Source organism: Delftia acidovorans SPH-1 (assembly GCF_000018665.1).
Lineage (GTDB): Bacteria > Pseudomonadota > Gammaproteobacteria > Burkholderiales > Burkholderiaceae_C > Comamonas > Comamonas acidovorans.
The window spans coordinates 429748-446788 of sequence record NC_010002.1; the positions used below are offsets into that span (position 1 = coordinate 429748).

The 17041-nt window shown below is 62.4% G+C and carries 23 protein-coding genes; 19 read left to right on the forward strand and 4 right to left on the reverse strand.

What is annotated here, in order from left to right; all coding sequences use genetic code 11:
* The first annotated feature begins 120 nt into the window (after nt 1-120).
* The 14 genes from fusA to DACI_RS02005 all read left to right on the forward strand — a co-directional run bounded on the left by fusA (nt 121) and on the right by DACI_RS02005 (nt 9627).
* Nucleotides 121-2229 carry an elongation factor G gene (fusA, locus tag DACI_RS01940; RefSeq protein WP_012202327.1) on the forward strand — a complete coding sequence of 703 codons (2109 nt, stop codon included), beginning with the start codon at nt 121-123 and terminating at the stop codon, nt 2227-2229.
* Between the two features lie 175 nt (nt 2230-2404).
* On the forward strand, nt 2405-3595 hold the full coding sequence (gene tuf / locus DACI_RS01945) for an elongation factor Tu (protein ID WP_012202328.1): 1191 nt from the start codon (nt 2405-2407) through the stop codon (nt 3593-3595).
* A gap of 24 nt (nt 3596-3619) precedes the next feature.
* Nucleotides 3620-3931, forward strand: a complete 312-nt coding sequence (gene rpsJ / locus DACI_RS01950; protein WP_003059431.1) for a 30S ribosomal protein S10 — start codon at nt 3620-3622, stop codon at nt 3929-3931.
* A gap of 210 nt (nt 3932-4141) precedes the next feature.
* Nucleotides 4142-4816 (forward strand): 50S ribosomal protein L3, encoded by a 675-nt coding sequence (rplC, locus tag DACI_RS01955; protein ID WP_012202329.1) that lies wholly within the window; start codon nt 4142-4144, stop codon nt 4814-4816.
* Entirely contained in the window at nt 4816-5436 is a 621-nt protein-coding gene (gene rplD, locus DACI_RS01960) for a 50S ribosomal protein L4 (RefSeq protein ID WP_012202330.1), read from the forward strand. The genes rplC and rplD overlap by 1 nt, the downstream gene beginning before the upstream one ends.
* Nucleotides 5433-5747: a 50S ribosomal protein L23 gene (gene rplW, locus DACI_RS01965; protein WP_012202331.1), complete on the forward strand. Its 315-nt coding sequence runs from the start codon at nt 5433-5435 to the stop codon at nt 5745-5747. Before rplD ends, rplW begins: the two co-directional genes overlap by 4 nt.
* Before the next feature lie 2 nt (nt 5748-5749).
* Nucleotides 5750-6574, forward strand: coding sequence for a 50S ribosomal protein L2 (gene rplB, locus DACI_RS01970; protein WP_012202332.1), 825 nt, complete (start codon nt 5750-5752; stop codon nt 6572-6574).
* A gap of 10 nt (nt 6575-6584) precedes the next feature.
* A complete protein-coding gene (rpsS, locus tag DACI_RS01975; protein WP_012202333.1) occupies nt 6585-6860 on the forward strand; it encodes a 30S ribosomal protein S19 in 276 nt (91 codons plus the stop codon).
* 10 nt (nt 6861-6870) lie between these two features.
* Nucleotides 6871-7203: a 50S ribosomal protein L22 gene (gene rplV, locus DACI_RS01980; protein WP_012202334.1), complete on the forward strand. Its 333-nt coding sequence runs from the start codon at nt 6871-6873 to the stop codon at nt 7201-7203.
* A 16-nt stretch (nt 7204-7219) separates the two neighbouring features.
* Nucleotides 7220-8092, forward strand: a complete 873-nt coding sequence (rpsC, locus tag DACI_RS01985) for a 30S ribosomal protein S3 (protein ID WP_012202335.1) — start codon at nt 7220-7222, stop codon at nt 8090-8092.
* A gap of 2 nt (nt 8093-8094) precedes the next feature.
* On the forward strand, nt 8095-8511 hold the full coding sequence (gene rplP / locus DACI_RS01990; RefSeq protein WP_012202336.1) for a 50S ribosomal protein L16: 417 nt from the start codon (nt 8095-8097) through the stop codon (nt 8509-8511).
* A gap of 10 nt (nt 8512-8521) precedes the next feature.
* The gene (rpmC, locus tag DACI_RS01995; RefSeq protein WP_012202337.1) at nt 8522-8719 is read left to right on the forward strand and encodes a 50S ribosomal protein L29; all 198 of its coding nucleotides are present in this window, start codon (nt 8522-8524) and stop codon (nt 8717-8719) included.
* 13 nt (nt 8720-8732) lie between these two features.
* Complete coding sequence (rpsQ, locus tag DACI_RS02000; protein WP_012202338.1) at nt 8733-9002, forward strand: 30S ribosomal protein S17; 270 nt, start codon at nt 8733-8735, stop codon at nt 9000-9002.
* 118 nt (nt 9003-9120) lie between these two features.
* Nucleotides 9121-9627, forward strand: coding sequence for a peroxiredoxin (locus DACI_RS02005; RefSeq protein ID WP_013800250.1), 507 nt, complete (start codon nt 9121-9123; stop codon nt 9625-9627).
* 111 nt (nt 9628-9738) lie between these two features.
* On the opposite strand, the gene DACI_RS02010 is transcribed toward DACI_RS02005, so the two are convergent.
* Entirely contained in the window at nt 9739-10230 is a 492-nt protein-coding gene (locus DACI_RS02010) for a GNAT family N-acetyltransferase (protein ID WP_043780357.1), read from the reverse strand.
* A 65-nt stretch (nt 10231-10295) separates the two neighbouring features.
* Complete coding sequence (locus DACI_RS02015) at nt 10296-10994, reverse strand: cytochrome b/b6 domain-containing protein (protein ID WP_043783130.1); 699 nt, start codon at nt 10992-10994, stop codon at nt 10296-10298.
* Between the two features lie 188 nt (nt 10995-11182).
* Here DACI_RS02015 and DACI_RS02020 point away from each other — a divergent pair, with 188 nt between their 5' ends.
* Nucleotides 11183-11629: a c-type cytochrome gene (locus tag DACI_RS02020; RefSeq protein ID WP_043780359.1), complete on the forward strand. Its 447-nt coding sequence runs from the start codon at nt 11183-11185 to the stop codon at nt 11627-11629.
* A 72-nt stretch (nt 11630-11701) separates the two neighbouring features.
* Here DACI_RS02020 and DACI_RS02025 read toward each other — a convergent pair whose 3' ends face one another.
* Complete coding sequence (locus DACI_RS02025) at nt 11702-12205, reverse strand: TlpA disulfide reductase family protein (RefSeq protein WP_043780365.1); 504 nt, start codon at nt 12203-12205, stop codon at nt 11702-11704.
* Nucleotides 12206-12328: 123 nt separating this feature from the next.
* Between DACI_RS02025 and DACI_RS02030 the strand changes: the two genes are divergently transcribed.
* The 4 genes from DACI_RS02030 to ptsP all read left to right on the forward strand — a co-directional run bounded on the left by DACI_RS02030 (nt 12329) and on the right by ptsP (nt 15664).
* Nucleotides 12329-12946, forward strand: coding sequence for a hypothetical protein (locus DACI_RS02030; protein WP_012202344.1), 618 nt, complete (start codon nt 12329-12331; stop codon nt 12944-12946).
* Between the two features lie 125 nt (nt 12947-13071).
* The gene (locus DACI_RS02035) at nt 13072-13533 is read left to right on the forward strand and encodes a PTS sugar transporter subunit IIA (protein WP_170962107.1); all 462 of its coding nucleotides are present in this window, start codon (nt 13072-13074) and stop codon (nt 13531-13533) included.
* Nucleotides 13502-13771 (forward strand): HPr family phosphocarrier protein, encoded by a 270-nt coding sequence (locus DACI_RS02040; RefSeq protein ID WP_012202346.1) that lies wholly within the window; start codon nt 13502-13504, stop codon nt 13769-13771. The genes DACI_RS02035 and DACI_RS02040 overlap by 32 nt, the downstream gene beginning before the upstream one ends.
* A 117-nt stretch (nt 13772-13888) precedes the next feature.
* Complete coding sequence (gene ptsP / locus DACI_RS02045; protein WP_012202347.1) at nt 13889-15664, forward strand: phosphoenolpyruvate--protein phosphotransferase; 1776 nt, start codon at nt 13889-13891, stop codon at nt 15662-15664.
* 394 nt (nt 15665-16058) lie between these two features.
* On the opposite strand, the gene lipA is transcribed toward ptsP, so the two are convergent.
* Nucleotides 16059-17039 carry a lipoyl synthase gene (gene lipA, locus DACI_RS02050; protein WP_012202348.1) on the reverse strand — a complete coding sequence of 327 codons (981 nt, stop codon included), beginning with the start codon at nt 17037-17039 and terminating at the stop codon, nt 16059-16061.
* Nucleotides 17040-17041: the final 2 nt, after the last annotated feature.

Below are 17041 nucleotides of genomic sequence, written 5' to 3' on the forward strand. Positions count from 1 at the left end.
GCATGCATTTTTGCCTGCGGCCTTGTCTCGATTAGGAGCATCCCCAGATAAGACTGCTGTCCGTCTGCACCATGAGGCTGGAACGGGCAGAGACTCCCTCCATACGATCAAGGATCCATCATGGCTCGCAAGACCCCCATCGAGCGCTACCGCAACATCGGTATCTCCGCCCACATCGACGCAGGCAAAACCACCACCACGGAACGTATCCTGTTCTATACCGGTGTGACCCACAAGCTGGGCGAAGTGCACGACGGCGCTGCTACGACCGACTGGATGGAGCAAGAGCAAGAGCGCGGCATCACCATCACTTCCGCTGCAGTGACCTGCTTCTGGAAGGGCATGGACCTGTCCTACCCCGAGCACCGCTTCAACATCATCGACACCCCCGGCCACGTGGACTTCACCATTGAGGTGGAGCGTTCCATGCGCGTGCTGGATGGCGCCTGCATGGTCTACTGCGCCGTCGGCGGCGTGCAGCCCCAGTCGGAAACCGTCTGGCGCCAGGCCAACAAGTACAAGGTGCCCCGTCTGGCCTTCGTCAACAAGATGGACCGTACCGGTGCCAACTTCTTCAAGGTCGTGGACCAGATGAAGCTGCGCCTGAAGGCCAACCCCGTGCCCGTCGTGATCCCGATCGGCGCCGAAGAAAACTTCAAGGGCGTGGTCGACCTCGTCAAGATGAAGGCCATCATCTGGGACGAAGCCTCGCAAGGCATGAAGTTCGAATACCACGAGATCCCCGCCGAGCTGGTGGAGACCGCCAACAAGTGGCGCGAGAACCTCGTGGAAGCCGCCGCTGAAGCCAGCGAAGAGCTGATGAACAAGTACCTGGAAGAAGGTACTCTGTCCGAAGAGGAAGTGAAGGCTGGCCTGCGCGCTCGTACGCTGGCTACCGAAATCCAGCCCATGCTGTGCGGCACTGCCTTCAAGAACAAGGGCGTGCAGCGCATGCTGGACGCCGTGATCGACTACCTGCCCGCGCCCGTGGACATCCCTGACGTCACCGGCACCGATCCCGAAAACGAAGAAACCAAGCTCAGCCGCAAGGCCGACGACGGCGAAAAGTTCTCGGCCCTGGCCTTCAAGCTGATGACCGACCCGTTCGTCGGTCAGCTGACATTCGTGCGCGTGTACTCGGGCGTCCTGACCAAGGGCGACACCGTGTTCAACTCGGTCAAGGGCAAGAAGGAGCGTATCGGCCGTATCGTGCAGATGATGGCCAACGAGCGCGTGGAAGTCGAAGAAATCCGCGCCGGCGATATCGCTGCCTGCGTGGGTCTGAAGGACGTGACGACCGGCGAAACGCTGTGCGCTGTTGAAGCTCCCATCGTGCTGGAACGCATGGTCTTCCCCGAGCCCGTGATTGCACAGGCCGTGGAGCCCAAGTCCAAGGCCGACCAGGAAAAGATGGGCATCGCCCTGTCGCGCCTGGCTGCTGAAGATCCGTCGTTCCGCGTGCGCACCGACGAAGAATCGGGCCAGACCATCATCGCCGGCATGGGCGAGCTGCACCTGGAAATCATCGTTGACCGCATGAAGCGCGAATTCAACGTGGAAGCCAACGTGGGCAAGCCCCAGGTTGCCTACCGCGAAACCATTCGCCAGAAGGTCACCGATGTGGACGGCAAGTTCGTTCGCCAGTCCGGTGGTAAGGGCCAGTACGGCCACGTCGTGCTGACCCTGGAACCCCAGGAAGCAGGCAAGGGCTTCGAGTTCGTCGACGAAATCAAGGGTGGTGTGGTTCCTCGCGAATACATCCCCGCAGTCGAGAAGGGCGTGATCGAAGCGCTGACTTCCGGCGTGCTGGCTGGCTACCCCGTGGTGGACGTCAAGGTGCGCCTGACCTTCGGCTCGTACCACGATGTGGACTCGAACGAAATGGCCTTCAAGATGGCTGCCATCTTCGGCTTCAAGGAAGGTGCCCGCAAGGCCAGTCCCGTCATCCTGGAACCCATGATGGCCGTGGAAGTCGAGACGCCTGAAGACTACGCCGGTACCGTGATGGGCGATCTGTCCTCGCGTCGCGGCATGGTGCAGGGCATGGACGACATGGCCGGCGGCGGCAAGTCCATCAAGGCCGAAGTGCCTCTGTCGGAAATGTTCGGCTACGCCACGTCGCTGCGTTCGCAGACGCAAGGCCGCGCTACGTACACGATGGAGTTCAAGCACTACGCCGAAGCTCCCCGCAACGTGGCTGAAGCCATCGTTGCTGCTCGCGCGAAGTAAGCTTTTTTGTATAATTGAAGGCTTTTGAATCGCAGCATCCCGGCGCCTTTGGCTCCGGGATGCTGCGATTTTTGCCGGTCTGCGATCCCATGCCGCCCTGTCACCTGTGCGGGGCGACCAAGCAATGGGGTGCAGACCTTAAACATCACACAGGTTTTGCTCTTTCGGAGAAATCATGGCAAAAGAAAAATTCCAGCGGAACAAGCCGCACGTCAACGTTGGCACCATCGGTCACGTGGACCACGGCAAGACGACCCTGACGGCTGCTATCGCTACCGTTCTGTCCAAGAAGTTCGGCGGCGAAGCCAAGGCTTACGACCAGATCGACGCAGCACCTGAAGAAAAGGCTCGCGGCATCACGATCAACACCGCCCACGTCGAGTACGAAACGGCCGGTCGCCACTACGCTCACGTTGACTGCCCCGGCCACGCCGACTACGTCAAGAACATGATCACCGGCGCTGCTCAAATGGACGGCGCCATCCTGGTGTGCTCGGCCGCTGACGGCCCCATGCCCCAGACCCGCGAGCACATCCTGCTGGCCCGTCAGGTGGGCGTGCCCTACATCATCGTGTTCCTGAACAAGTGCGACATGGTGGACGACGAAGAGCTGCTGGAACTGGTCGAAATGGAAGTGCGCGAGCTGCTTGCCAAGTACGACTTCCCCGGCGACGACACCCCCATCATCCGCGGCTCGGCCAAGCTGGCCCTGGAAGGCGACCAGTCCGACAAGGGCGAAGCTGCCATCCTGCGCCTGGCTGAAGCACTGGACTCCTACATCCCCACGCCCGAGCGCGCTGTGGACGGTGCCTTCGCCATGCCCGTGGAAGACGTGTTCTCGATCTCTGGCCGTGGCACCGTGGTGACTGGCCGTATCGAGCGCGGCATCATCAAGGTCGGCGAAGAAATCGAAATCGTCGGTATCCGCGACACCCAGAAGACCATCGTCACCGGCGTGGAAATGTTCCGCAAGCTGCTGGACCAAGGCCAGGCTGGCGACAACGTGGGTCTGCTGCTGCGCGGCACCAAGCGTGAAGACGTGGAACGCGGCCAAGTGCTGTGCAAGCCCGGCTCCATCAAGCCCCACACCCACTTCACGGCTGAGGTGTACGTGCTGTCCAAGGACGAAGGTGGTCGCCACACTCCGTTCTTCAACAACTACCGTCCCCAGTTCTATTTCCGCACGACCGACGTGACCGGCTCCATCGAGCTGCCCGCCGACAAGGAAATGGTGATGCCTGGCGACAACGTGTCGATCACCGTCAAGCTGATCGCCCCCATCGCCATGGAAGAAGGTCTGCGCTTCGCCATCCGCGAAGGTGGCCGTACCGTGGGCGCTGGCGTGGTTGCAAAGATCATTGCGTAATTCTTGGAAAACTAGGAATACACAATGTCCAAGCAAAAAATCCGCATCCGCCTGAAGGCGTTTGACTACAAGCTGATCGACCAGTCGGCTGCTGAAATCGTTGACACTGCCAAGCGCACCGGCGCGATCGTCAAGGGTCCCGTGCCCCTGCCGACACGCATGAAGCGTTTCGACATCCTGCGCTCGCCGCACGTCAACAAGACCAGCCGCGACCAGTTCGAAATCCGCACGCACCAGCGCCTGATGGACATCGTTGACCCGACTGACAAGACGGTTGACGCTCTGATGAAGCTGGACCTGCCCGCAGGCGTGGACGTCGAGATCAAGCTGCAATAAGAACTTCACGGCCCCTTGCGGGGCCGTTGAAGGGCTTTGATTTAACGCGAACTTGCTTGAAAAGGCAGTTCGCGTTAAAATTTGGGGCTTCGCCTTTCTTGAGCGAAGTTTTATCAACCTTCTTTCGTGCGCAAGGCCTTGGACATCTGGGGCGGGAGCGCAACGCTGGGCCAATTGCAGTTTCAGCGGCGAAAGTTTTGGAGCAAACAAATGAGTCTGAGCAACTCCCTCGGGTTGCTGGGTCGCAAGGTGGGCATGATGCGTCTGTTCACCGATGACGGGGACGCAGTGCCCGTCACGGTGGTGGATGTGTCCAACAACCGTGTGACTCAGGTCAAAACCCAAGAGAACGATGGCTACGTGGCCCTGCAGGTCACTTTCGGTTCGCGCAAGGCATCTCGCGTGACCAAGCCAGAAGCCGGCCACCTTGCCAAGGCAGGTGTCGAAGCCGGTGAAGTGATGGGTGAATTCCGCGTGACCGAAGAAACCGCTGGCAAGTACGCCGCAGGCTCCGTCCTGCCCGTCGCCGAGCTGTTCTCGGTGGGCCAGAAGGTGGACGTGCAAGGCACTTCCATCGGTAAGGGCTTCGCCGGCACCATCAAGCGTCACAACTTCCGCTCGCAGCGCGCCTCGCACGGCAACAGCCGTTCGCACAATGTTCCCGGCTCCATCTCGATGGCCCAGGATCCAGGTCGCGTGTTCCCGGGCAAGAAGATGACCGGTCACATGGGCGATGAAACCATCACCACCCAAAATCTCGACGTGGTTCGCATTGACGAAGCACGCCAACTGCTCTTGATCAAGGGCGCTGTTCCGGGCTCCAAGGGTGGCTTCGTGACGGTGCGCCCCGCCATCAAGGCCAAAGCTTCCAAGGGAGCGAACTAATGCAGCTCGAACTCCTGAATGAACAAGGCCAGGCCGCATCCAAGTTCGATGCGCCCGAGACTGTTTTCGGTCGTGAATTCAACGAAGACCTCGTCCACCAGATCGTGATCGCCTACCGTGCCAACGCACGTCAGGGCACTCGCGCTCAGAAGGACCGCGAGCAGGTTCGTCACACGACTGCCAAGCCGTTCAAGCAAAAGGGCACCGGCCGTGCTCGTGCCGGTATGTCTTCCTCGCCTCTGTGGCGTGGCGGCGGCCGCATCTTCCCGAATCTGCCTGAAGAAAACTTCACGCAGAAGATCAACAAGAAGATGTACCGCGCCGGTATGGTTGCCATCCTGTCGCAGCTGGCCCGCGAAGGCCGTCTGGCCGTGGTGGACTCGCTGAAGCTCGAAAGCCCCAAGACCAAGGTGCTGGCCGACAAGTTCAAGGCCATGAACCTGGAATCGGTCATGGTGATCGCTGAAGAAGTCGACGAGAACCTGTACCTGGCTTCCCGCAATCTGAAGAACGTGTTCGTGGTCGAGCCGCGCTACGCCGACCCCGTGTCGCTGGTGCACTACAAGAAAGTGCTCGTCACCAAGGGTGCGATCGACAAACTCAAGGAGATGTTCGAATGAGCACGCTCAAGTTTGACGAAGGTCGTCTGATGCAGGTGTTGGTTGCTCCCATCGTGTCCGAAAAGGCCACCATGGTTGCCGAGAAGTCCAACGCCGTGACGTTCAAGGTGCTGCAGAGCGCCACCAAGCATGAAATCAAGGCCGCCGTGGAACTGATGTTCAAGGTGGAAGTTGCTGGTGTCTCCGTGGTGAACATCAAGGGCAAGACCAAGCGCTTTGGCAAGACCACTGGCCGCCGCGACCACGTTCGCAAGGCCTACGTGATGCTCAAGCCCGGTCAAGAGCTGAACCTGTCCGGGGAGGCTGCGTAATCATGGCTGTTATCAAGCTCAAACCGACGACCCCCGGCCAACGCGGCACGGTCAAGGTCACGCGTGACCATCTGCACAAGGGTGCAGGTTTCGCCCCCCTGCTGGAGCCTCAGCACCAGAAGTCGGGCCGTAACAACAACGGTCACATCACCACCCGTCACAAGGGCGGTGGCCACAAGCACCACTATCGCGTGGTGGACTTCAAGCGCACCAAGGACGGCATCCCCGCCAAGGTCGAGCGCATTGAGTACGACCCCAACCGTACGGCCCACATCGCTCTGGTGTGCTATGCCGACGGCGAGCGTCGCTACATCATTGCTCCGCGCAACCTGGAAGTCGGCGCAACGATCGTCAGCGGTTCGGAAGCCCCGATCCGCGTGGGCAACACCCTGCCGATCCGCAACATCCCCGTGGGTTCGACCATCCACTGCATCGAGCTGAAGATCGGCGCTGGCGCGCAGATCGCCCGTTCGGCAGGTACGTCGGCTACGCTGCTGGCCCGTGAAGGCATCTACGCCCAAGTGCGTATGCGTTCCGGCGAAGTGCGCAAGGTGCACATCGAATGCCGCGCGACCATCGGTGAAGTCGCCAACGAAGAACACAGCCTGCGCCGTCTGGGCAAGGCTGGTGTGAAGCGTTGGATGGGTATTCGCCCGACCGTTCGCGGCGTGGTGATGAACCCTGTCGATCACCCGCACGGTGGTGGTGAAGGCAAGACCGGTGAAGGTCGTCACGCTGTTGACCCATGGGGCAACCTGACGAAGGGCTACCGTACCCGTAACAACAAGCGCACGCAGTCGATGATTGTGTCGCGTCGCAAGAAGTAAAGGGTAGCAAATGACTCGTTCTCTTAAAAAGGGTCCGTTTGTTGACCATCACTTGCTGGCAAAGGCCGAAAAGGCCGTCGCCACCAAGGACAAGAAGCCCGTCAAGACCTGGTCGCGTCGCTCCATGGTTCTGCCCGAGTTCATCGGTCTGACCATCGCCGTGCACAACGGCAAGCAGCACGTGCCCGTGTATGTGACTGACCAGATGGTCGGCCACAAGCTCGGCGAATTCGCGCTGACCCGTACCTTCAAGGGTCACCCGGCGGACAAAAAAGCCAAGAAGTAAGGAATAGAACATGTCTGAAACACGTGCTGTTCTCCGTGGCGTCCGCCTGTCTGTGGACAAGGGTCGCCTGGTCGCGGACCTGATCCGCGGCAAGAAAGTGGACCAAGCCCTGAACATCCTGACGTTCACGCAGAAAAAAGCTGCCGTGATCATCAAGAAGGTGCTCGAGTCCGCCATCGCCAACGCCGAGCACAACGACGGCGCCGACATCGACGAACTGAAGGTCAAGACCATCTTCGTCGAACAAGGCACCACGCTCAAGCGCTTCACCGCGCGTGCAAAGGGCCGCGGCAATCGCATCAGCAAGCCCACGTGCCACGTGTACGTGACGGTTGGCAACTGAAAGGCCTGGGAAGAATATGGGACAGAAAATCCATCCTACCGGCTTCCGCCTGGCTGTTAGCCGCAACTGGGCCAGCCGTTGGTACGCAAGCAACCGTGACTTCGCCGGCATGCTGGCCGAAGACATCAAGGTGCGCGAGTTCCTGAAGGCCAAGCTGAAGAATGCCGCCGTGTCGCGCATCCTGATCGAGCGTCCTGCAAAGAACGCCCGCATCACGATCTTCTCGGCACGTCCTGGTGTCGTGATCGGCAAGAAGGGCGAGGACATCGAGAACCTGAAGAAGGAACTCGCAACCCGTCTGGGCGTGCCCGTGGCTGTGAACATCGAAGAAGTGCGCAAGCCTGAAATCGATGCCAAGCTGATCGCCGATTCGATCTGCCAGCAGCTCGAAAAGCGCATCATGTTCCGCCGCGCCATGAAGCGTGCAATGCAAAACGCCATGCGTCTGGGTGCCCAAGGCATCAAGATCATGTCTTCGGGCCGTCTGAACGGTATCGAAATTGCACGTTGCGAGTGGTATCGCGAAGGCCGTGTGCCACTTCACACACTGCGCGCCGACATCGACTATGGCTTCTCCGAAGCCAAGACGACCTACGGCGTGATCGGTGTGAAGGTCTGGGTCTACAAGGGTGACACGCTGGGTCGTAACGACCTGCCGGCAGCCGAGACCCCCCGCCCCGAAGAAGAACGTCGTCCTCGCGGCCCCCGCCGTGATGGTCGCGGCGATGGTCGTCGTGACGGTGCTGGCCGTGGTGCCCGCCGCCCCGCAGGCGCTAACGCAGCACCTGCTGACGGCAGCGATAAGCCCGCCGGCGCTGGCGCTGATTCCGTTAAGCGCGTTCGCAAGACTGACGCGCCCGCTACAGCAGCGGACGGTAAAGGAGAATAAAGATGCTGCAACCTGCTCGCCGCAAATACCGCAAGGAGCAAAAGGGTCGCAACACCGGTATCGCAACGCGTGGTAACTCCGTTGCTTTCGGTGACTTCGGCCTGAAGTCCACTGACCGTGGTCGCCTGACGGCGCGTCAGATCGAAGCGGCTCGCCGCGCGATCTCGCGTCACGTCAAGCGTGGCGGTCGTATCTGGATCCGCGTGTTCCCGGACAAGCCAATCTCTACCAAGCCCGCAGAAGTGCGTATGGGTAACGGTAAGGGCAACCCCGAGTACTACGTGGCCGAAATCCAGCCCGGCAAGGTGCTCTACGAAATCGTGGGCGTCCCTGAAGAGCTGGCTCGTGAAGCGTTCCGCCTGGCCGCTGCAAAGCTGCCGCTGCGTACGACCTTCGTGTCCCGTCAAATTGGTGCCTAAGGAGAACAACATGACGAAAGCTGCTGAACTCCGCCAAAAAGACGTTGCCGGCCTGGAAGCCGAAGTGAAGTCCCTGCAAAAGGCTCACTTTGGCCTGCGTATGCAAAAGGCTACGCAACAGCTGGGTAACACGAACACGCTGCGTACCACGCGCCGTGACATCGCCCGCGCCAAGACCATCCTTGCTGAAAAGCAAGCTGCCAAGTAATCAGGAAGCCGACATGACGGAAGCTAAAAAATCCCTCAAGCGCACCTTGATTGGCAAGGTGGTCAGCGACAAGCGTGCCAAGACCGTGACGGTCATGGTTGAACGCCGCGTCAAGCACCCGATCTATGACAAGATCATGATCAAGTCCAGCAAGTACCACGCTCACGACGAGCAAGGTGAATACAAGCTGGGCGACGTGGTTGAAATCACGGAAAGCCGCCCGCTGTCCAAGACCAAGAACTGGGTTGCTACCCGCTTGGTGCAAAAGGCTGCTCTGGTGTAAGCCTACACAGGCCCACCGGCTGCAAGGCCACAGGAAACGACCCACAATGTGGGTCGTTTTTTCGTTTGGGGACCACCATTTCGGCGGCCCCCGGTTTTGCACCACAAAGGAGATAGAGATGATCAAAGTCGGAGATGCCCTGCCCGCTGCCACCCTGATGGAATACGTGGAAGTCGAAGGCAATGGCTGCAGCATCGGCCCCAACCCCGTGAAGCTGCCCGAAGCCGCTGCCGGCAAGACCATCGCGGTCTTCGCCGTGCCCGGCGCATTCACTCCCACCTGCTCGGCCAAGCATGTGCCCGGCTTCGTGGAGCAGGCCGAAGCCTTCAAGGCTGCCGGCGTGGACGAGATCTGGTGCCTGTCGGTCAACGACGCCTTCGTGATGGGCGCGTGGGCCCGTGACCAGAAGACCGACGGCAAGGTGCGCATGCTGGCCGACGGCGATGCCGCCTTCGCCAAGGCCACCGGCCTGACGCTGGACCTGAACGGCAAGGGCCTGGGCCTGCGCAGCAACCGCTACTCCATGCTGGTCAAGGACGGCAAGGTCGCCACGCTGAACGTGGAAGGCCCCGGCAAGTTCGAAGTCAGCGACGCTGCCACCCTGCTGGGCCAGGCCAAGGCCTGATCCTGATCGTGCTGCAGGCCTGCCGGGCCTGGGCACCGCGCTTTTGCGAAAAAAGGCATTGCACCCAGGTGCAATGCCTTTTTGTATTTCAGGGGGCTGCCTCAGCCGGCCCTAGAAGATATCGGCCTTGAGGTAATGCGCCCCTGCGATGGGGTTGTGATAGTAGGGCGGGATTTCCTGGAAGCCCAGGTCCGTGTAGAGGGCGCGTGCCGACTCCATGTCGTCCAGCGTGTCCAGCAGCACATGGTCATAGCCGGCCTGGCGCGCCACATCGAGCATGGCCTCGGCGAGCTGGCGGCCCAGGCCGAAACCGCGAAAGGCCTTGCGCACGAACAGGCGCTTCATCTCGGCGGCGTTGGCGTAATCGCAGTTGTCCAACGGGCGCAAGGCGCAGCAGCCGGCCACGGCGCCATCGACCTTGGCCAGCAGGATGTGGCCGCGCGGCGATGCGTAGTCGCCAGGCAGATCGGCGATCTCGGCCTCGAAATCTTGAAATTGCAGATCGACATCCAGGCTTGCGGCGTACTCCTGGAAGATCTGGCGGACTTCGTCCATGTCTTCCAGGGGATTCGGCGCCAGCAAGGCGACAGCAGGCTTGTCCACGGGCACTTGGCTAAAACGACGGAAAACGCAGTGTAGCGGCAAGCTGGCAACATCTGGCCACGCCGTCAGAAAGCACCCCCCAGCTGCTGCACCCACCATGCGGCGGCCCCCGCCACCAACGCCAGGACCAAGGCCAACAGGCGGCTGGCTGCCGTGTCGCGTGAAGAGGGCAGGGGTTCGGGCAAGTGCTTGTCTCCCGTCACCATGGCGCGCACCAGACCCCGTCCGCGCCAGGCATAGAACAGGATGGCCAACAGGTGCAGGGCCACCAGCGCGTACAGCAGATACTGCCCCCAGTGCGCGTGGTAGGCGGTGGCCTGTGCCACGGTGTCACCCGATACGAAGCGGCTCAGCGGCCCGGAGAACGCAATCTCGTCGTCGCTGAGCAACCCGCTGCCCACCTGGGCGATCAGCACGGCCAGCATGGCAAACACGGACAGGGCGCCCAGCGGGCTGTGGCCTGCGCTGTCGCTCTCCGTTCCTTGTCCCCGCACATGGCGCAGCACGGTGGCGGGCGCGTGGATGAAGCTGGCAAAGCGCGACCAGCGGCCGCCCACCAGGCCCCAAAGCAGGCGAAACAGCAGCAGGGCCAGCATGGCATGGCCCAGCAGCAGATGCCAGTTCATGGCATTGCCGCCCAGCTTGGCCGTCACGACCAGGCCGACCACCGTTGCGGCCAGCAGCCAGTGAAACAGACGGGTGGGCAGGTCCCAGATGCGGACCTTGTGCTTGGCGGCGCCTTGTGCGGTCGATTCTTGTGCCATGGCATGAAAGCTGGGATGCGGGTGGGGATGGGGATGGGGATGGGGATGGGGATGGGGCATTGTGCCGCCCCGCATTCCTGCGAGGACCAGGAATGCACCCTGGCCGTGGTCAATCAAAGCGGCGCCGGCAAGACGCCGCTGCCATACTGGCCCGGCAGATTTCCCCACACTCCCAAAGGAAAACCACGATGAAGAAAGTTTCTGCATGGGCGCTGGCCGCCCTGGTGGCCACCACGGCGCTGCCCGCGTCCGCACAGTTCGCCAAGTCCGAAGACGCCATCAAGTACCGCCAGGGCGCGCTCGCCGTGCTGGGCCAGCACTTCGGGCGCCTGGGCGCCATGGCGAACGGAAAGATCCCCTTCGATGCCAAGGCGGCCCAGGAAAACGCCGAGGTGGTGGCCTTCATGGCCAAGCTGCCCTGGGCCGGGTTTGGCGCGGGCACGGAAGGTGGAAAGGCCAAGCCTGAAATCTGGAAGGAGCAGGCCAAGTTCCAGGACCTGTCGGAGAAGATGCAGGCCGAGACGGTCAAGCTCGCGGCTGCGGCCAAGTCCGGCAACCTGGACCAGCTCAAGGCCGCCTTCGGCCCGGCCGCCGCCAGCTGCAAGGCCTGCCACGACAGTTTCCGCAGCCGTTGAGCGGCGGGCGGAGGATGCACCAATGAAAAACCGGCCTGGTGCCGGTTTTTTTGTGCCCTGGTCTGCGCTGTATCAGGCCTCGGCGAGCAGCTTCTCGATCAGCCGATGCAACTCCGCGAAGTCAGGTGCGCCCACATAGCGCTTCACGATGTCGCCGCGCTTGTTGACGATGTAGGTGGTGGGCGTCAGTTGCACATCGCCCCAGGCCCGGGCCACGGCGCCGGTGTTGTCCAGCGCGACCTTGAAAGGCAGCTTGCGCGAATCGGCGAAGTTCACCACATAGCTGGGCGGGTCGTAGCTCATGGCCACGGCCAGGGTCTCGAAGCCCTGGCTCTGGAATTTCTGGTGAGTGGCAACAATCTCGGGCATCTCGGCCACGCAGGTGGTGCAGCTGGTGGCCCAGAAGTTCACCAAGGTCACCTTGCCCTTGAGGTCGGCCGTGGTCTGCTTGCTGCCGTCCAGCAGCACGAAGGTGGACTGCGGCGCGGCCGTCTGGCCGGCACCTGAATACACCCATGCGCCCATGCCGGCGGCTGCGGCGATCACCACGCCTGCGATCCAATGTTTGCTTGCCATAGCGACGATTGTGCCCAAAGTTGCGCCCGAAGGCCTGCACGCATGCCGTGCACCGCCTTTCGATGCGCGGCAAGGGCAAAAGTTCGGGGCTCGGACAGGTCGGGCCATGCCGATAATGCCGGCATGACATTGATGGAAAGCTTTTCGAAAGCAAAGGGCCGCGCTCTGGCCCTGCGGCTCGGCGCCGCGCTGCTGGTGTTGGCGCCCCTGGCCGCCTGCAGTCCCAGGCTGGATTGGCGGCAGGTCGCGGTCGAAGGCACGCCGCTGCGCGTGCTCTTGCCCTGCGATCCGCAATCCGCAACACGGCCGGTGGAGCTGGGCCAGGGCATGGGCACGGTGCAGATGTCCATGATGGGATGCGACGCCGATGCGTCGACCTACGCGGTGTCCCACTTCCTGGTCAGCGAGCCGTCCAGAGCCGCCGAGATGCTGTCGTACTGGCAGGCAGCCGTGCTCGGCCAGATGAACCCAGGTGCTCCGGGGCAGGCACCGGCGGGCGCCAAGCAACTGCGCTCCAAGGAAGATGGTCCTTTCCTGCCTGCAGGCGCACTGAATCTGCCGCAGTCGCTGCGCACCACGTTTGAAGGCGTGGGGCCCCAGGGCTGGAAGCTCACCGCCCATGGCGTGTGGTTTGCACGAATGGAGCCGGCAGGCGCACGCCTCTACCATGCCGTGATCTACAGCGACAAGCCGCGCACAGACGAGGCCAACAACTTCTTCGCCAGCCTGCAACTGCAATAGCAACGGCAACAGGTTTCGGAGCCACGGATGCGGGAGGCAGCTGTGGCATGGAACGCAGTGCAGGCGCGCCGGTTGCCCTGCATGCGCCTGCGCACGCCATAATCGACTCCGAACCCTGTGACTTCATGACCACGCGCATCCTTTTGTTCACCCACGCACCTTTGGCCCATGCACTGCGCGAATGCGCCTTGCATGTGTTCGCCGACAGTGCCGAGGACGTCCTTGCCCTGGATGTGCCCGCTCAGGAGCCGCCCGAGGCCACCTTGATGCGTGCCGAGCAGTTGCTCGAGGACCATGGCGGCCTGGTGGCGCTGCCCACGCTGGTGCTGACCGACCTCTTTGGCGCGACGCCCTGCAACGTGGCGCAGCGCCTGGTGGCGCAGCTGCCTGCCGGGCGGCTGGTGGCCGGAGTGAACTTGCCCATGCTGCTGCGCTCCATAGGCTATCGCCACGAGGCGCTGGAAGCCGTGGCCGAGCGTGCCTTGGCGGGAGGCAGCCATGGGGTGATGCAGGTGGGCGTGAACACGCCTCAGAACCAGAGTCCGCGACCATCCAATGATCAAGACCCCTATAACCATCAGCAATAAACTGGGCCTGCATGCCCGCGCCTCCGCCAAGCTCACCAAGCTTGCAGGCAGCTTTCCCTGCGAAGTCTGGATGAGCAAGGGCGAGCGGCGCATCAACGCCAAGAGCATCATGGGCGTGATGATGCTGGCTGCCGGCATGGGCTCCGAGGTGCTGCTGGAAACCGAAGGACCGCAGGAGCAGGAAGCCATGGATGCGCTGACGGCCCTGATCAACGACAAATTTGGCGAAGGCCAGTGATGGGCCTCCGCTGCGCTGGCAGACGGTGAGCGCAAAAGAGCAACACGCGCCGGGCCCGGACGCTGCCGCATTGCGACGGCCCGGAGCCTGCGCAGCAGCAGGCAAAGGACAGGCGCAATGACGTTTGCAATCCACGGACTGGCCGTTTCACGGGGCATTGCGATAGGACGCGCGGTGGTGGTTGCCTCCAGCCGCATGGAGGTGGTGCACTACTTCATCCGGCCCGACCAGGTGGACGCGGAAATCGACCGCGCCCGCAGCGCACGCAACGCCGTCATCGACGAGCTGCGCCGTCTGCAGGATGAAATGCCCCAGGATGCGCCGGGCGAGCTCGATGCCCTGCTCGACGTCCACCTGCTGCTGTTGCAGGACGAGGCCCTGGCCGCCGCCATCAAGCACTGGATTTCCGATCGTCTCTACAACGCCGAATGGGCGCTGACCACGCAGCTTGAGGTCGTCTCGCGCCAGTTCGACGAGATGGAGGACGAGTATCTGCGCGAGCGCAAGGCTGACCTGGAGCAGGTGGTCGAGCGCATCCTGCGCTACATGAAGGGCATGGCCAGCCCCGTGCCCGCGCCTGCCGCGCTGCCGCGAGCCGATGCAACGGGGGAGGGCGCGCCGCAGCAGCCGCTGCTGCTCGACGAGGTCACCGATGTGCCCCTGGTCCTGGTGGCGCAGGACCTTTCGCCTGTGGACATGCTGCAGTTCAAGAGCCGGCTGTTTGCCGGCTTCATCACGGCCGTGGGCGGGCGCACCTCGCACACGGCCATCGTGGCGCGCAGCATGGACATCCCGGCCGTGGTCGGCGCGCGCGCGGCCAGCCAGCTGATCCGCCAGGACGACTGGATCATCATCGATGGCAACGCAGGCGTCGTCATCGTCGATCCTTCTCCCATCATCCTGGCCGAATATGGCTTTCGCCAGCGCCAGAACGAGCTGGAGCGCGAGCGCCTCTCACGCCTGCGCCACACGCCCGCGCTGACGCTGGACGGAGAGCGCATCGAGTTGCTGGCCAATATCGAGCAACCCGGCGACGGGCCTGCGGCCGTGCATGCAGGCGCCGTGGGCGTGGGGCTGTTCCGCACGGAATTCCTGTTCATGGGGCGCGGCGGCAACCTGCCCGGTGAGGAGGAGCAGTACCGCGCCTACCGCGAGGCAGTGGACGGCATGCAGGGCATGCCCGTGACCATTCGCACGCTGGACGTGGGCGCCGACAAGCCGCTGGACAAGGCACAGCCCAAGGACTACTACCTGAACCCCGCGCTGGGTCTGCGCGCCATCCGTTGGAGCCTGGCTGACCCGGCCATGTTCCGCACCCAGTTGCGCGCCATCCTGCGTGCGGCGGCGCATGGGCAGATCCATCTGCTGTTTCCGATGCTGGCCCACCAAAGCGAGATCGAGCAGACCCTGGCCCAGGTGCGGCTGGCGCAAAGCGAACTCGACGCGCGAGGCGTGGCCCATGGCCCGGTCAAGTTGGGCGCCATGATCGAAGTGCCTGCGGCCGCGCTGATCGTGCGCACCTTTTTGCGTTACTTCGACTTCCTGTCGATCGGCACCAACGACCTCATCCAGTACACGCTGGCCATCGACCGCGCCGACGAGACCGTGGCCCATCTCTATGACCCCTTGCATCCCGCCGTGCTCAAGCTGGTGGCGGACGTGATCGCCGAAGGAAGGGCGCAGGGCAAGAGCGTCTGTGTCTGCGGGGAGACTGCAGGGGATGTGGGCATGACGCGCCTGCTGCTAGGCCTGGGTTTGCGCAGCTTTTCCATGCATCCGGCGCAGATCCTGGTCGTCAAGCAGGAAATCTTGCGCGCCGACACACGCAAGCTGACTGCCTGGGCGCAGGAAGTCCTGCGCTCGGACAGTCCCGCAGCGCTGCTGGGACCATGAATTCATCCAGGCGGGGAGGCGCAGAAAAAGATTTGCGACTTCAGTTGCGATTGATTCTCATTCGATGCTATGATCATCCCCCAATGCAGCAAGAAACTCTCTGGTGGGGAATTCGAGCTGCAAGCCTTTTTCAGTTTCATCGTGGGGCGACTCGCCAGGCCTGTTCAGCCTGCAGCAAGTCGGTTTGCCAGCCAGCGGTCTGCCGGTTAGCCAGGCTTTTTTTCTACGATGTCAGAAGAGGCAACATCGCCTCCAATTCAAGCAGAGCATGCGTCAGCGGCTCTGCTTTTTTGTTGCCTGCGCGTCTTGATGTGCCGTCATGCGGCCATGAAAAAGCCCTCGGCAGCAGGGCTGGCGAGGGCTGGGCATTGAGAGCCGCCTGGGTGCGGCGAACTCAAACGCCTGCGGCGTGTGCCTGCTGATCCGCGTGGTAGCTGGAGCGCACCATGGCGCCCACCGCAGCGTGCGTGAAGCCCATCTTGTAGGCTTCTTCCTCGAACATCTTGAAGGTGTCGGGGTGCACATATCGGCGCACCGGCAGGTGGCTGTTGCTGGGCGCCAGGTACTGGCCGATGGTCAGCATGTCGATGTCATGGGCGCGCATGTCGCGCATCACCTGCAGGATTTCCTCGTCGGTCTCGCCCAGGCCCACCATGATGCCGCTCTTGGTCGGAACCTTGGGGTGCAAGGCCTTGAACTTCTTGAGCAGGTTCAGCGAAAACTGGTAGTCCGAGCCGGGACGCGCTTCCTTGTACAGGCGCGGTGCGGTCTCCAGGTTGTGGTTCATCACATCGGGAGGTGCGGCCTTGAGGATTTCCAGCGCACGGTCGTCGCGGCCGCGGAAGTCGGGCACCAGGATCTCGATCTGGGTCAGCGGCGAGAGCTCGCGGATGTTCTTGATGCACTCCACGAAATGGCCCGAGCCGCCATCGCGCAGGTCGTCACGGTCCACGCTGGTGATCACCACGTACTTCAGGCGCAGCTCGGCAATCGTCTTGGCAAGATTGAGCGGCTCGTTGGTGTCCAGCGGGTCGGGGCGGCCGTGGCCCACGTCGCAGAACGGGCAGCGGCGCGTGCACTTGTCGCCCATGATCATGAAGGTGGCCGTGCCCTTGCCGAAACATTCGCCGATGTTGGGGCAGGAGGCTTCCTCGCAGACCGTGTGCAGCTTGTTGGCGCGCAGGATGTCCTTGATCTCGTAGAAGCGCGTGGTGGGGCTGCCCGCCTTGACGCGGATCCAATCGGGCTTCTTGAGGGCCTCGCCATGCTCGACCTTGATCGGGATGCGCGAAAGCTTCGCTGCCGCCTTCTGCTTGGCCAGCGGGTTGTACTCGGCTTGGGACTGCGCTTCGCGCACGACGGTGTTGGTGGTCATGG

Excerpts from the sequence above, each read along its gene's own strand:
- DACI_RS02020 (WP_043780359.1), top strand. The coding sequence starts at position 11,183 with ATGAAGAAAGTTTCTGCATGGGCGCTGGCCGCCCTGGTGGCCACCACG.
- rplW (WP_012202331.1), top strand. The coding sequence starts at position 5,433 with ATGAGCACGCTCAAGTTTGACGAAGGTCGTCTGATGCAGGTGTTGGTT.
- rpsJ (WP_003059431.1), top strand. The coding sequence starts at position 3,620 with ATGTCCAAGCAAAAAATCCGCATCCGCCTGAAGGCGTTTGACTACAAG.
- rplV (WP_012202334.1), top strand. The coding sequence starts at position 6,871 with ATGTCTGAAACACGTGCTGTTCTCCGTGGCGTCCGCCTGTCTGTGGAC.
- rplC (WP_012202329.1), top strand. The coding sequence starts at position 4,142 with ATGAGTCTGAGCAACTCCCTCGGGTTGCTGGGTCGCAAGGTGGGCATG.
- ptsP (WP_012202347.1), top strand. The coding sequence starts at position 13,889 with ATGACGTTTGCAATCCACGGACTGGCCGTTTCACGGGGCATTGCGATA.
- rpsQ (WP_012202338.1), top strand. The coding sequence starts at position 8,733 with ATGACGGAAGCTAAAAAATCCCTCAAGCGCACCTTGATTGGCAAGGTG.
- rpsS (WP_012202333.1), top strand. The coding sequence starts at position 6,585 with ATGACTCGTTCTCTTAAAAAGGGTCCGTTTGTTGACCATCACTTGCTG.
- rpmC (WP_012202337.1), top strand. The coding sequence starts at position 8,522 with ATGACGAAAGCTGCTGAACTCCGCCAAAAAGACGTTGCCGGCCTGGAA.
- rplP (WP_012202336.1), top strand. The coding sequence starts at position 8,095 with ATGCTGCAACCTGCTCGCCGCAAATACCGCAAGGAGCAAAAGGGTCGC.
- DACI_RS02005 (WP_013800250.1), top strand. The coding sequence starts at position 9,121 with ATGATCAAAGTCGGAGATGCCCTGCCCGCTGCCACCCTGATGGAATAC.
- rplB (WP_012202332.1), top strand. The coding sequence starts at position 5,750 with ATGGCTGTTATCAAGCTCAAACCGACGACCCCCGGCCAACGCGGCACG.
- DACI_RS02025 (WP_043780365.1), bottom strand. The coding sequence starts at position 12,205 with ATGGCAAGCAAACATTGGATCGCAGGCGTGGTGATCGCCGCAGCCGCC.
- DACI_RS02035 (WP_170962107.1), top strand. The coding sequence starts at position 13,072 with ATGACCACGCGCATCCTTTTGTTCACCCACGCACCTTTGGCCCATGCA.
- lipA (WP_012202348.1), bottom strand. The coding sequence starts at position 17,039 with ATGACCACCAACACCGTCGTGCGCGAAGCGCAGTCCCAAGCCGAGTAC.
- DACI_RS02015 (WP_043783130.1), bottom strand. The coding sequence starts at position 10,994 with ATGGCACAAGAATCGACCGCACAAGGCGCCGCCAAGCACAAGGTCCGC.
- fusA (WP_012202327.1), top strand. The coding sequence starts at position 121 with ATGGCTCGCAAGACCCCCATCGAGCGCTACCGCAACATCGGTATCTCC.
- rpsC (WP_012202335.1), top strand. The coding sequence starts at position 7,220 with ATGGGACAGAAAATCCATCCTACCGGCTTCCGCCTGGCTGTTAGCCGC.
- tuf (WP_012202328.1), top strand. The coding sequence starts at position 2,405 with ATGGCAAAAGAAAAATTCCAGCGGAACAAGCCGCACGTCAACGTTGGC.
- DACI_RS02040 (WP_012202346.1), top strand. The coding sequence starts at position 13,502 with ATGATCAAGACCCCTATAACCATCAGCAATAAACTGGGCCTGCATGCC.
- rplD (WP_012202330.1), top strand. The coding sequence starts at position 4,816 with ATGCAGCTCGAACTCCTGAATGAACAAGGCCAGGCCGCATCCAAGTTC.
- DACI_RS02030 (WP_012202344.1), top strand. The coding sequence starts at position 12,329 with ATGACATTGATGGAAAGCTTTTCGAAAGCAAAGGGCCGCGCTCTGGCC.